Below are 11,295 nucleotides of genomic sequence, written 5' to 3'. Positions count from 1 at the left end.
CTTGGTGATGATTGAAGCAATGGCCTGTGGCACACCTGTTATTGCCTTCAGGTCGGGATCCGTACCGGAAGTCGTTGACCAGGGTATAACGGGCTTTGTCGTGTCAGACGAAGAGGAAGCAATTCAGGCTATCGCGCGTCTAGGCGAGCTCGACCGGCGTCGTATCCGGGCCCAGTTTGAAAAGCGATTTACCTCACGACGAATGGCGGAAGAGTATCTTAATCACTATGCGGCGTTGGCACCGTACCTGAACAATGTGAAACCTCACGGGTTGGTAAGAATCAATTCGTCCGCGCATTCATCCATAGATGCAACGGATCTTAGCGCTCCCGAAGCAGGATCGACGGGAGCCTGACGCGCAAACTGCGTGGCTGAGCTAGGTATTGCTGTGCCATGCAGGGGTAGACTGCCGCTACGTCTTGCCATTCGATCCCGCGATTTCTGAACAGAGCGGCAGTCTATCAGAGTTGAAGGTCCGCGCTGCTAGGTCTTTCGGTCAGCCATCGTACGAAAGGTGATGGAGTAACGCGGCGCCTCGACGGCGGGAATGCTGTGTTCCCAGATCCGTCGGGATTCGCCCGACATTATGTAAAGCGAGCGTGGCGCGGCCTCGAGCGTATAGCGCTGCCATTTTTCGCCAACGGCGCGCCGAAAACGGACCTTGCAGGCCGATCCCAGCGACAGACCAAAAATCCGGTCGAAGTGCGGCTTGTCGCGGTGCCAGCCGATCCCAACGCCGACGTTGTATTCAGTGCAGAGAACCTGCGCGATTTGCGTCGACGGCCCGTCAAACGCCTCGACCTTTTCAATCAGCGGACCAAGCCAGTCGGGCATCGGCTCGGCCGGCTGCAACCGCTGCAACGTGTAGTCGTAGCGGAACCCGAACGATGCCACCCGGCGCTTGCCTTCGAAGGCGCCGAACTGGAACGGTTGCAGTGGCAACGCCGAGACATGGCCAATGAGCTCGCGCTCAAGCGTCGGCAAGATGAATTCAGCGACATATTGGAGCCCCTCCGGCTTGCCCGTGGCTTGTGGAAAAAGGGCGAGCTGTTCGGTCAAGCCGACGTCCTCAAACAGGGGTTGCGCATAGCCCGAATATGGGGACCGAAGCGACTGAATCGAAGGACATCAATGGCATCAGGGGGCCACCGTGCTTTGCCGATTGCCACTTTTCCTGTTGGCGTGAGGAACTTTGCCAGTTGCGGCCGATTGTCGATTGAGAAATGGGCGGACATAAGGAGGAAACCATGCACGGTCTTATCTATCTCGTCGGCCTAATTGTCGTGATATTGGCGGTTCTGTCCTTCTTCGGCCTTCGCTAGCACCATGGAGAGGTCGATGGAAAACGTCACGCCGGTGGCGCGAAGCGATATCGCGCCGCGCTTCCTGCAATGGTCGCCGATCGTGCTCGGGGCGTTCGCGGCGACTGCGCTCTCCTCGGTGTTGCTGACATTCGCGGTCACGATTGGCCTCGGCGTCACGTCGACGGCGCCAACGTGGCGCGATGCGTCCGCGGCACTGGCGATCCTGTCGGGCCTCTATCTGATCATCCAGGCCGTGCTCAGCTTTGGCCTCGGCGGCTATATCGCCGGACATACCCGCACCGCGGCCGGCCCGGCTGCGGTGGAGGAAACAGAACACGTTGACGGCGCCCACGGTCTGGGCACTTGGGCGCTTGCTGTTGTCATGGGCGCCTTCGTCGCCGCCCTGATCGGCGCGGCAACGATCAATCGGACGCCCTCGATGCGCAGTTCTGCGCAGGCAAGCGCGGCCGAACCGCTGCTGAGCTACGAACTGGACCGGCTGTTTCGCGCCGGCCGCCGCGCACCCAATGTCGATCTCAGCGCCGAGCGTGCCGAAGCTGGCCGTATCCTTCTCACCACCTCAAGTCATAGCGGCTTGAGCGCGGACGACCGCACCTATCTCATTCAGCAGGTCGGAGCGCTAACCGGCCTTGCCTCGGCCGACGCGGAACGCAGGGTCGACAGCGTCATTGCCAACGCCAAGACAGCCATTGCACGTTCACGGCGTAGCACCATCATCCTCGCCTTTTCGGTCGCGACCGCGATCCTGCTCGGCGCCGTAGCCGCCTGGGCCGCGGCGTGCGCCGGCGGACGGCATCGCGACGGCGCGCCGCTGCCGGAGTGGATGGAGCGGTCGAAGGCGCTCGATCGACGGCGGCAGAGGGTGCTGCGGTAGCGCCGTCTCTTATCCCTCTTCCCGCTCTTACCGGGAGAGGGCAGGGGGTGAAGGGCGGCTGCTGTAGACTCAAAATGGCAGTCGAAGTCAGGCCAGCTTAGAATGTTCGCGAGTTCAACGTTGGCCCGCAATTTGCCGAGTGCGCCTCGCAACGGCGGGCTGAAGGGATCAAATTCTATCCAGCAGCGTTGAAAGCCCATGAAAATGGACGGCACTGTACGCGTATACGATGTCGAGACCATTGCTCACAACAAGGGCAAGCTGATCAGCGTGAGCTATGAGCAGCGCAGGCGCGACGGCGAGCCACAGCGGCGCCAGCGCGAGATTTACGACAACGGCAACTCGGCTGCTATTCTTCCCTACGATCCCGGCCGCAACACCGTTCTGCTCACCCGGCAGTTACGGATGCCGATATTCCTGCAGGACGGCATCGAGGGAAGCGTGGAGGCGTGCGCCGGAAAGCTCGACGGTGAAAATGCTGAGCGGCGTATCGTGAAGGAGATGGAGGAAGAGCTCGGCTATCGCATTACGAAAGTGCAACGATTGTTCGAGCTCTATGTGAGCCCCGCCGCGATCATGGAAAAGATCGTCTTCTTCACCTGCCTTTATTCCCCGGCCGACAAGGTATCAGCCGGCGGCGGGCTCAAGGAGGAGGGCGAAGATATTGATGTGATCGAGACGACACTAGAGGAAGCGGCTGCGATGATCGCATCCGGCGAAATCGTCGACGCAAAGACGGTCGTTCTCGTTCAATATTTGAGCAATCACGCGACTCGCGGTTGAATGCGTCGGTCAGTAACCCCGCATGCGGGCGGGGTTACAGAACGGCTTTTCGCCGGAGACCGCAATCGTTGCGCCGGATATATAGCGGCCAGCGGAGTCAAGCGAGACTTCACCACGTTAGTTCTGCTGATCATCCTGGCTAATTAGCGGGGTCTTTTAGTGTCGCGATATGCAAAGGGAGGAGGACATTGCCATGGCATCATCCAGCGCGCGATGGTGCAGTTTCGGCGACAAAGAATCAGAATGGGAGGCTGGAAGGCAATGCTGCACTCGCGGCCGACGTGATCTAGCGCGCCGTCTTGCAAGAGCCGGACGGTGGCTGAGCCGCAGCTACAATCGGGCCTTACCGCGCTGGTGCCACCGCCTCCAGCGAGAGCGTTGCGTTGCAGATGGAAGAACAGGCGGCGCAGTTGATCGATCAGATCGAGCATCTCGCACGTTTGCAGAAAACCACGGACACGACGCGTCACTAGACGACTAATGAATTTGCCAAGGAAGCGGGGCCGTTAGAATTGCCGTGGCTCAAATTCCATACCGGAGGCCACAGGTTTTGTTGTACCTCGGTGCTGCAATGTCCGATGTCGCCAGCATCTGCTCCGAATTTGGAATCGCAGTTGTACCGCCGTGCCGTCGTCGAGCCGGGGGCGCGGCCTTGGAGACTTGTGCGGCTTCGACGCTGCAGAGATTGCTGTCTGACGGGGGAGAATCCCACCTTCGCGAGGTGCTCCTGTCGATTGTCGAGAGCAATGGGAATGATCGGGCACTCACCGCACCGGTGATCTGGGCCGTGTCGGACTTCTTGCTCGCACACCCCAACTGGTTCGGCAGCGATTGGCTCGATGCACTAGATAAGATCGATCTCTCCGCACTCCACGAGAGTGCGAAGGCAAATCGCAAGGCTGTCCAGCCACGCGCGGCTATTGCGGCGATCTTAGTTGAAAGGCTGAGGGAAAGGCTCCCGGTGATGCGGCGCGCGCTCTATCGTCGATCCAAAAGTGGCCCGCCGGCAAGCGAGAGCTTTCTAAGGCGCGACAAAAGCGCGTGCGGCAATGCGCGCGGAAACAAAAACGCACCTCGCGCATAAAGTTTCGACGCTTGGAAGCTCCCGCGCCGCAGTGCAATGAGGTGCATCATGAGAAGAGAAGCCGCATTCAATATTTTTGCATTGGCTGTTGGGGCGACGCTTCCCATTGCACTCGTCATTGTTGTTATGTTCATTCTATAGCGCACGCCTCCACCGCCGCCCGAACGATACCGCGGCGGCGCACCTCGAGCGGCGGCTCCTGGCAAGGCCTAAGATCACCGGATCATGGAAAGAATAATGGGCAGGCCACCAAGGCCGAGAAGTCGCTTGGGGCGTGGCGTAACTTCAGGAGTCGAGGTCATTTCGTGATCTCTCTTTTGAAGGATGCACGACAATGCTCTCCATCAGGCTCAACACGTCGGGCGAGGGGACGTTCCTCATGCCGGTAAGGCCCGGGGCATGTCGTTGGTCCCGTCGTGCGTCGGGCCGCCTAGAACGTTTCCATCATCGCTAATCAACAAACCACTGACCTGGACCGTCCTACTCTTGGAGATGGTCTATGGATCAGAGTGACGACCCCCGGGAACTGGCGCGCAAGATCGAGCAGGCGGCCCGGATTGCTTCACGCGACCTGGAGTTCTGGCTTCAAGCCGAGCGAGAGATCAGCGAGCGCCATGGCGAGTAATCGATTGCCTGAGGATTGGCCGCTCGGACATGTGCCTGAATGTCTCGATATGCCGATCCAATTGCCATAACGCGACGCTGCCCCGGTCGTGGTGGCCAAGCTGGACGGGCTGTCGCGCGACGTCGCCTTCATCGCCGGAAACCGCACGCTGAAGACCACTTGACCCGACCGTCATCGCCGATCATCAACCGCGCGGTGTTTTTAGCGACGTGAAAAGTTCCAACACTGGCCGGGAGCGGACCCTTGCCAAACAGCATGAAGATGGGGGCCGCCCCGGCGCAGATATGAGTGGGCTACGCCGGGGGCTGCGCGCTCGCCCGCCGATATTTGGGAGGGGGCTGGGAAATCGGCTGGCCGAGCATGCTTAGCAGAACACAACCGCAGCGGGTTTGCCAGCGCAGTTTGTGCCAAGCTCTAAAAAAAGGGTAAAGTTTAACTTATGCAACTGCGGCGGGTTCCTTTTCTGGAACTCAAAATCGCCCAAGGTTTGGAATTTCCGAAGCCACCTACACCCCTGCGTCCGGCGGCTTGGCTGAGCTGATCGCGCGTTAACCACGTCCATCCTTTGGCACAAAATGCACTTTCCGCCCGCCACAATCGGAGGTTTCATGGCGAGGAAACTATTCTGGGAGGGTGCCCATGGTAGTGCCGAGCGCATCCGCAGTTGGCCGAGCCGTCGTCTATCGTCGCGACGGGGATGATCCGCCAATAACCGGCATCATTACGAAGGTGGGGTCTCGCCGGGTGTTCGTCCGCCTCAGCAGCCAGCCCTACAGCCTGGCGGTCTACCCGGCGGAGCTGGAATTCATCGAGCGTAGGCGAAGCGACCCCGTGAGTCCGCTACACGCAAGCAAATTGCACCGCTTGCGGTGTCACCGCCATGGATAATGACCCGGTTCAACTGCGCATGATCGTCGAAACCTGCCGCCAGCTCCTCCTACGCATCAACCACCCAGAAACCGTCGCGCGCCTAACCGCCTTGGCAGCAACCTACGAGCGCAAGTTACAGCAGCTCCAAAGCCGCCGCGAGGGTGAACCGGGTCCGCGCCGTGAGCCGTGATCCGCTTGAGCTGGTATCGCCGAGCCGCAAGCGTCCTCTTAAACCTTGCATATGTCGCTGACTTGTCACGGAGATGAGAACCATGGTCAAGGCGCGGAGCTGGCAAATTGATGGGGAAAGCGTGCCTCTTAGACTGACCATTGCCCAATATCGAGCTTTGCAAGCCACGGCGCGTGGCGAGGTTTATCGAACGCGCAACAGCATAGCTTATACCCTCATCGGACCATGCAGCAGCGTACCCTTGTGGGCGCTCGCACGCGCCGGGCTGATTGCCGATCCGCCGGAAGCCCGACAGCATGGCCGGATGGTGCTCACGGCAAGGGGCCGCGCTGCGCTAGAATTGGCATCATCAAGTTTCGAGCCGAAGGAACAGTCTTGAAGCGTTTGTTAAGGCCGACTCCGGCCTGTCGGGTTCATCACGGCCGGTCTTCTGGCGCGGTATTTCCATCGGCATTCTTACGCACGGCCTCATTGACCTGGTCACGGTCATGCCATGCTTCCCGTGGCAGCGATGTGACGGCGTGATGAATGTCGGCCGGGATAGTCAGCCCGCTCTCGAGGGGCTTGTTCGCCCAGTGCCAGAAGCGATCGAAATCGTCGATCACACGTCCTCCTGCAGGCCCTTGAAGAACGGGTGGCGCACCTTTCCCTCGGCTGACTTGGCGCGGTACTCGATTTCGGCGTTCAGCTCCGGCTCCACCCAGATTCCCTTGTGCGCGATCCGCTTGGTGTAGGGCTGGGTTTTGCGGATCAGCGGCGTGAGGCGCTTGCGCAGCTCGGCGGAAGATTTCTTGTCGAAGCCATGGTCGACCTTGCCGGCATAGATCAGGTCATCCCTTTCCGGTGGCCGACATAGATGCCGTCCCAGTCGTTGCCGTCGAGCGCAAAGCCTGCGATGGTCAGCGTCTCGCGCTGGGCGCAGGTCTTCTTGACCCAGTCGCTGCCGCGGCCGGAAAGATAGTGGCTGTGACGAAAAGGCCGCTCAACCTGGGCTCCGGCCGCATTGATACCGCCGCACGGCTTCGTTGACCTTCGCCCGGTCGCAACGATCCTCTGGCGATAAGGCCATGACAGGTTCGTGTATTTCGGCGGGTATCGTCGCCATGTCTGAAAATGGCTTATTGGCCCATTCCCACCATTGATCAAAGGCATCTTTCATCGGAATGCCTCATCGTGGTGTAGGCGAAGAGATCAGCTCCGCTCTGCGTCAGCTTTACAACGTGCCGCTCTCGTGAAGTTCCAGCTAGCCAAGGGAAATCGCGCGCTCGAGGCCCGCCGAACATTCCGCCGGAATGCGGGATGAATAAGCAACGGCAGGCGAAACGCGAGTCTTAGGCCAGCCGGACGGTCAACTGACGCCGATCGCGATCCTCGTGCCGTTCGAATCAGAAATCGCAGCAGGCGGCTCGCGGCCCTGCAGATCGCAGCGGCGGCGCAATTCCCGGGCAACTCTTCGGAAACATCTTCCGACCAGCGCTCGGCGGTACTGAAGGCGATGACCCGGAATGGCTTCGTAATCGGCTTCGCGCCAGGTGCGGCCTAATCGACCGAAATCATCCGCCACCAGGTAGACCGTCTCATCATTGTCATTCGGGAGATCGACGGCGTCCAACTAGACCCTACGCAACTCCACATAATACGGAATTAAATTGGCCTGACCTGAAGCGTTCCGGCGGGAACAACAGGAACCCGGCACATCACGACGCTTGCCATTCGCAATGGGATGTATTGCAGAATGGCAAAGGCAAAGAAGCAATCAAGCCGCGGGCGCAAGCAGGACCGGGCGCGGGTCGCCGGCGGGCAGGATTACGAGTTACGCTACACGGCGAAGAAGACCAAGAGGTCGGGCTGGCGCGAAGGCGGTCAAGAAAGTGGCTCCAGCCGGAAGCGTGTCGAGCGCCGGCTCGGACGTTAGGAACGACTTTCAGAGTGGGGGATTGAGATGATGTCGCGCTTCCCCCGGTGCGACACAACCTCCCGAAAGGGTCTCGGCCGCCGCTGGGACCCTTTCTCTGTAAGAATTTCAGCAGTCGTTGCCTGACTTTGCCTTGGCACCCTGGGCTTCTTGGGCAGCGGTGGGCTGGCCCTGCATCTGGCGCTGCGCATCTTGACTCGATGCTGCCGTACTGCTGGCCGCCTGATTCATCGTCGCCGTGGGCGGGTGTTCGCCACTGCGCGCGTTGGGGCTGGCGGTGCCGGTGGTTGCTTGAGCCGTGCTGCCGGGCGTCGGGCCCGACCCCGCGTCCTTGTCTGCAGTAGTGTTGCACGGCCCCGCCAGCGAAATCCCGGTGCTAATTAGTAAAGCTGCGAAGCTTGTGAAGAGAATCGGTCTTACCTTCATGGCAGGCTCCATCGGTTGAGGTGGCTGACAAACCACCGCGAGGAGGGAGGTTCCTAACTTTCCCTTTCGAAAAGGGGGTTAGAACGCGACTCTTTCCGATCGTGCTGGGCGAACCCTAGGTCTGCGCGACTGCGGGCGGGCGCTCGTTAAACGGACTGCGCAGGCGCATGTGTCCAATTGGAACCGCTCCGACTGGTGGCGTGTTCAAGAATAGATCGTCCAATAGGGAGAACGCTGTGAATAGAATAGTTTTGTGGCTCGGGGCAGCAACCCTGATGGTCATCTCGATTGCCGGCGCATCTGCGAAAGACAAGCTAAGCGAAGCATTCCTTAAGAAGGCTATCGAGGGCAATTTCGCTGAAGTCGGCATGGGAGACCTTGCGCAGAAGAATGGCCAGAGCGATGGCGTCAAGTCGTATGGCAAAATGCTTTCCACCGATCACGCCGCCGCCAACCAGAAGGCTTTGGATGCTGCCAAGAACTTGGGAATGAGCCCACCAGCCGGGCCAAATGCGAAGCAAAAAGCCGACTACGACAAGATGTCGAAAGTGTCCGGCGCAGCCTTTGACAAAATGTTTGCAACGCACATGGTCGCAGACCATAAAAAAGATATCGCCGAGTACAATAAGGCGTCCAGGATCAAGGATGCTACCGGGAATATGCTTCAGGCCAGATCGATACGCTGCAGAAACATTTGGAGACCGCAAAAGCGTTGAAACTCGGCAAGTATTTCCCGGCCAAGATTTCCTTGGCCAAGAGTCAAGCGTGCTCGCCTTCAATTGCGCCGGTGCCGATAGCCATTCTCGGTCCTTTGCCAACAGCCGGTAACAGGCGGCGATATCATTGTACCTCTTCTTCAGCGTTTCGTTCGACGCTTCCGCAGCCAGCGCTTCGAATTCGGCCGCTCTTTCTAAATATTCCGCGATACTACGCACCTTGCCTCGTCATTCCGGGGGTCGCAAACCGGGTGACTTCAGCCACTCGTCGATATGCGCGGCGGTCTCGGCCTGCCGGGCCTTACGTTCGAGCTCATGTCGCTCCGTGCCGGGCGGTAGTTTCTCAGCTTCCGCGCGTAAGCGTTCGGCCTCTTGAGTAAGATCATCGGGAAAGGACACCACGTTGTTGAAACGGCGTCGCTGCATGGCGCTGCTCCATCCAAAGGATCGCGCGGTGACGGGGAACATTTTGCGCCCCGCCAATAGCGGGCGCCATAGGTTTATTTCGTTCCCTACAGGGAACTTTTCGGTTTCGGCCGGCCCAAGTAGTTCGGGCGGCGGCTGAGCTCGGAGAAGAAACCGGCCGGCGTTAAAACGTTCTCTACGGGTTCGTTCGACGCCGGCCGCCGTTTAAAATGTTCTCTGTGGGTTCGTTCGACGTTCGTCGTAAAGAAACTTGGCCTCGGGACTCCCTTTCACAATCGGGAGTTCCATGTTCCGGAACAACGTAGGCGAACCTCTATGCAAGCTGCCATCGATCGTGTGATGCAAACCAATGGCATGATGGTCAATCTCACGCCGGTGCAGGAGGCCGAAGCTCGGGAGAAGGTTTCCAGTTTCTTGAAAGACAAAGACGGAGACGAGCGCAACCTAGCCGTCGAAGGCCTCAAGTATTTGCTTGGCCACGTCCCAAAGCGCCGACGACAATCAGCTCACCTCAGCACCGCGTCCAGTAGCTGCTGCGGCTCATAAGGCTTCATAAGAAAGTGGGTGTTGTGCGGAAGGACTGGCGGGCCATATCCAGAGACCAGTACGACATTCAGATCAGGGAATTTGCGCTTGGCATACTCCGCAAGTTCCACGCCGGACGTCTCTCCACCCAGCTCTACATCGGTCACCAGAGCCTGGAGGTCAGGACCGGTTGAAGCCAGCACCAGTTCCGCGACCGCTGCATTGGCACACTCCACCACCTCAAGTCCCTCTCTTTTCAGAAGGTCAGCAAGGCACTCCCGCTGGATCGGATCATCCTCCACAATGAGGGTTACGAAGTTCGACATCATTGCCTCCGGAAAAGAAAAACAAATCCCGGAATTCGCAATGGTTGCATCGCCGCTTGTGGTCACTTTTGAACAATGTGCGCTAGTCGGTTTTCACCAGCTTAGAACAGGTCTAGTCTACCATCCCTAGTTCGGGTTCATGCCTCCAATGAAATCCCGACTAGAACACTCCATCAAGATGGCGAATGGGAAGGACGTTCACCCGAGGGAGGGAAACATGAAAATACATTCACTCATCGTTGCGTCAGCGCTTGCAGTGGGGTTGGCCGTACCTGCAACGGCACAGTCAAATACCATGCATCGATACGCTCAGTTCTTCAAATACTCGGATTCCGCCGTCAAAGCGATGACGGACAACCCGCAAGATCGCTCAGCCGCCGTAGCGAAATTGTTCGAGGGGTTTGGCGGCAAGGTCGAGGCTAGCTACTGGTTCCCGGGAAATTTGGAATGGGACGGAATGCTTATCGTCCAACTCCCTGACGAGATAACAGGTCAGGCCATCGCACTCACGACCAGAGCTACCGGCAACTTTACTAGGAACGCATCCGTGCGACTGATGAATGCGGAGGAGTACAAGGCGGCAATGGACAAGGCAAAGAGCGTTAAATCTGGCTATACCGCGCCCACGGCTACCAAGTAATGACGGGACACGCCTTGAGGAGGCACCCTCGTCAAAGGGGGTGTCAACCTGGTTAGACTATTGAAGCTTAACTAGCGAGGAGCACGAGCGACTAATAGACGTTTATCTTAGCTCACCTTGGTCGCGGCCTCGCCATCACGCGAATAGTTCGGCGCCCGCTGGCGTGAAGGTGACGAACGTCCCTGACTCATGCATCTTGAGCCAGCCGCGCTCGATCGCGAGTTTGAGGCCCGCGCCGTACTCGGCCGGGCTGCCGCGGTCTCGGAAGAGAAACGGCTCGTTAATTTTCTCGATGTGGATGCGGCCTTGAATCGGCTCGACCGCATTGGCGATTTCGAGGATTCGGCGAGCGGCTTTTTCCGGGTCGGCATATGGGCGGGGGGGGGTGGCGTATTTCATGCGGCGGCTTTGTCTTCCTTGTCGACACCGCGCGCGACGATCCTGATCGCATCGTCGGGCAACGGCCGCTGTAGCGCCTTGGCTTCATCCCACGGCGCGCGCATCCAGACGTCGCGTTCTTCGTCAGTGAGCAAAATAACGGGCATGGCTTTCGGGTGGATCGGCTCGACG

16 protein-coding genes and 2 pseudogenes are annotated in these 11,295 nt (G+C 59.0%); 9 read left to right on the top strand and 9 right to left on the bottom strand.

The genetic code is table 11. From position 1 onward, the window contains the following. Positions 1-355, top strand: a 355-nt coding sequence (locus tag KIP88_RS44300; protein ID WP_214494323.1) for a glycosyltransferase, incomplete at its 5' end; no start/stop codon positions are given. Between the two features lie 128 nt (positions 356-483). On the opposite strand, the gene KIP88_RS44295 is transcribed toward KIP88_RS44300, so the two are convergent. Then, a complete protein-coding gene (locus tag KIP88_RS44295; protein ID WP_214494322.1) occupies positions 484-1,059 on the bottom strand; it encodes an alpha-ketoglutarate-dependent dioxygenase AlkB in 576 nt (191 codons plus the stop codon). 279 nt (positions 1,060-1,338) lie between these two features. Here KIP88_RS44295 and KIP88_RS44290 point away from each other — a divergent pair, with 279 nt between their 5' ends. The 5 genes from KIP88_RS44290 (at position 1,339) to KIP88_RS44275 (ending at position 6,130) form a co-directional block, all read left to right on the top strand. Beyond that, positions 1,339-2,199 carry a hypothetical protein gene (locus KIP88_RS44290; protein WP_214494321.1) on the top strand — a complete coding sequence of 287 codons (861 nt, stop codon included), beginning with the start codon at positions 1,339-1,341 and terminating at the stop codon, positions 2,197-2,199. 198 nt (positions 2,200-2,397) lie between these two features. Continuing rightward, positions 2,398-2,982, top strand: a complete 585-nt coding sequence (locus KIP88_RS44285) for an NUDIX domain-containing protein (protein ID WP_214494320.1) — start codon at positions 2,398-2,400, stop codon at positions 2,980-2,982. 1,583 nt (positions 2,983-4,565) lie between these two features. Then, entirely contained in the window at positions 4,566-4,691 is a 126-nt protein-coding gene (locus KIP88_RS48075; RefSeq protein WP_283848591.1) for a hypothetical protein, read from the top strand. Positions 4,692-5,571: 880 nt separating this feature from the next. Continuing rightward, positions 5,572-5,751, top strand: a complete 180-nt coding sequence (locus KIP88_RS44280) for a hypothetical protein (protein ID WP_214494319.1) — start codon at positions 5,572-5,574, stop codon at positions 5,749-5,751. A gap of 82 nt (positions 5,752-5,833) precedes the next feature. Next, complete coding sequence (locus tag KIP88_RS44275) at positions 5,834-6,130, top strand: hypothetical protein (RefSeq protein WP_214494318.1); 297 nt, start codon at positions 5,834-5,836, stop codon at positions 6,128-6,130. A 37-nt stretch (positions 6,131-6,167) separates the two neighbouring features. On the opposite strand, the gene KIP88_RS44270 is transcribed toward KIP88_RS44275, so the two are convergent. The 3 genes and pseudogenes from KIP88_RS44270 to KIP88_RS44260 form a co-directional block, all read right to left on the bottom strand. After that, a complete protein-coding gene (locus KIP88_RS44270) occupies positions 6,168-6,356 on the bottom strand; it encodes a hypothetical protein (protein WP_249791524.1) in 189 nt (62 codons plus the stop codon). Continuing rightward, positions 6,353-6,723, bottom strand: a pseudogene (locus KIP88_RS44265) (DNA ligase); the annotation flags it as partial. The pseudogene KIP88_RS44265 and the gene KIP88_RS44270, both read right to left, overlap by 4 nt. A 376-nt stretch (positions 6,724-7,099) precedes the next feature. Next, positions 7,100-7,363 carry a hypothetical protein gene (locus KIP88_RS44260; protein WP_249791523.1) on the bottom strand — a complete coding sequence of 88 codons (264 nt, stop codon included), beginning with the start codon at positions 7,361-7,363 and terminating at the stop codon, positions 7,100-7,102. Positions 7,364-7,486: 123 nt separating this feature from the next. Between KIP88_RS44260 and KIP88_RS44255 the strand changes: the two genes are divergently transcribed. Beyond that, positions 7,487-7,666, top strand: coding sequence for a DUF3606 domain-containing protein (locus tag KIP88_RS44255; protein ID WP_214494317.1), 180 nt, complete (start codon positions 7,487-7,489; stop codon positions 7,664-7,666). Between the two features lie 108 nt (positions 7,667-7,774). Here KIP88_RS44255 and KIP88_RS44250 read toward each other — a convergent pair whose 3' ends face one another. Next, positions 7,775-8,092, bottom strand: coding sequence for a hypothetical protein (locus tag KIP88_RS44250; RefSeq protein ID WP_214494316.1), 318 nt, complete (start codon positions 8,090-8,092; stop codon positions 7,775-7,777). A gap of 236 nt (positions 8,093-8,328) precedes the next feature. Between KIP88_RS44250 and KIP88_RS44245 the strand changes: the two genes are divergently transcribed. Beyond that, a complete protein-coding gene (locus KIP88_RS44245; protein WP_308163817.1) occupies positions 8,329-8,808 on the top strand; it encodes a DUF4142 domain-containing protein in 480 nt (159 codons plus the stop codon). Between the two features lie 228 nt (positions 8,809-9,036). Here the strand turns inward: KIP88_RS44245 and KIP88_RS44240 are convergent, their stop codons facing one another. After that, positions 9,037-9,276, bottom strand: a complete 240-nt coding sequence (locus KIP88_RS44240; RefSeq protein ID WP_374226606.1) for a hypothetical protein — start codon at positions 9,274-9,276, stop codon at positions 9,037-9,039. Between the two features lie 464 nt (positions 9,277-9,740). After that, positions 9,741-10,085: a response regulator gene (locus KIP88_RS44235; RefSeq protein ID WP_214494315.1), complete on the bottom strand. Its 345-nt coding sequence runs from the start codon at positions 10,083-10,085 to the stop codon at positions 9,741-9,743. 217 nt (positions 10,086-10,302) lie between these two features. Between KIP88_RS44235 and KIP88_RS44230 the strand changes: the two genes are divergently transcribed. Further along, a complete protein-coding gene (locus KIP88_RS44230) occupies positions 10,303-10,725 on the top strand; it encodes a GYD domain-containing protein (RefSeq protein ID WP_214494314.1) in 423 nt (140 codons plus the stop codon). A 135-nt stretch (positions 10,726-10,860) separates the two neighbouring features. Here the strand turns inward: KIP88_RS44230 and KIP88_RS44225 are convergent, their stop codons facing one another. Both KIP88_RS44225 and KIP88_RS47565 read right to left on the bottom strand, forming a co-directional pair. Then, complete coding sequence (locus tag KIP88_RS44225; protein WP_214494313.1) at positions 10,861-11,124, bottom strand: hypothetical protein; 264 nt, start codon at positions 11,122-11,124, stop codon at positions 10,861-10,863. Continuing rightward, positions 11,121-11,295: pseudogene (locus KIP88_RS47565) on the bottom strand (SOS response-associated peptidase); the annotation flags it as partial. The gene KIP88_RS44225 and the pseudogene KIP88_RS47565, both read right to left, overlap by 4 nt.

The organism is Bradyrhizobium sp. SRL28, from assembly GCF_018596315.1.
In the GTDB taxonomy this organism is placed as follows: domain Bacteria; phylum Pseudomonadota; class Alphaproteobacteria; order Rhizobiales; family Xanthobacteraceae; genus Bradyrhizobium.
The sequence above is the reverse complement of the archived record's forward strand: the minus strand, read 5'-3'. Positions and strand labels throughout refer to the sequence as shown.

What these genes read in the sequence shown, in the direction of transcription:
- KIP88_RS44255 (WP_214494317.1), top strand. Translation starts at nt 7,487, where the DNA reads ATGGCAAAGGCAAAGAAGCAATCAAGCCGCGGGCGCAAGCAGGACCGG.
- KIP88_RS44235 (WP_214494315.1), bottom strand. Translation starts at nt 10,085, where the DNA reads ATGTCGAACTTCGTAACCCTCATTGTGGAGGATGATCCGATCCAGCGG.
- KIP88_RS44280 (WP_214494319.1), top strand. Translation starts at nt 5,572, where the DNA reads ATGGATAATGACCCGGTTCAACTGCGCATGATCGTCGAAACCTGCCGC.
- KIP88_RS44225 (WP_214494313.1), bottom strand. Translation starts at nt 11,124, where the DNA reads ATGAAATACGCCACCCCCCCCCGCCCATATGCCGACCCGGAAAAAGCC.
- KIP88_RS44285 (WP_214494320.1), top strand. Translation starts at nt 2,398, where the DNA reads ATGAAAATGGACGGCACTGTACGCGTATACGATGTCGAGACCATTGCT.
- KIP88_RS44250 (WP_214494316.1), bottom strand. Translation starts at nt 8,092, where the DNA reads ATGAAGGTAAGACCGATTCTCTTCACAAGCTTCGCAGCTTTACTAATT.
- KIP88_RS44240 (WP_374226606.1), bottom strand. Translation starts at nt 9,276, where the DNA reads ATGTTCCCCGTCACCGCGCGATCCTTTGGATGGAGCAGCGCCATGCAG.
- KIP88_RS44275 (WP_214494318.1), top strand. Translation starts at nt 5,834, where the DNA reads ATGGTCAAGGCGCGGAGCTGGCAAATTGATGGGGAAAGCGTGCCTCTT.
- KIP88_RS44290 (WP_214494321.1), top strand. Translation starts at nt 1,339, where the DNA reads ATGGAAAACGTCACGCCGGTGGCGCGAAGCGATATCGCGCCGCGCTTC.
- KIP88_RS44230 (WP_214494314.1), top strand. Translation starts at nt 10,303, where the DNA reads ATGAAAATACATTCACTCATCGTTGCGTCAGCGCTTGCAGTGGGGTTG.
- KIP88_RS48075 (WP_283848591.1), top strand. Translation starts at nt 4,566, where the DNA reads ATGGATCAGAGTGACGACCCCCGGGAACTGGCGCGCAAGATCGAGCAG.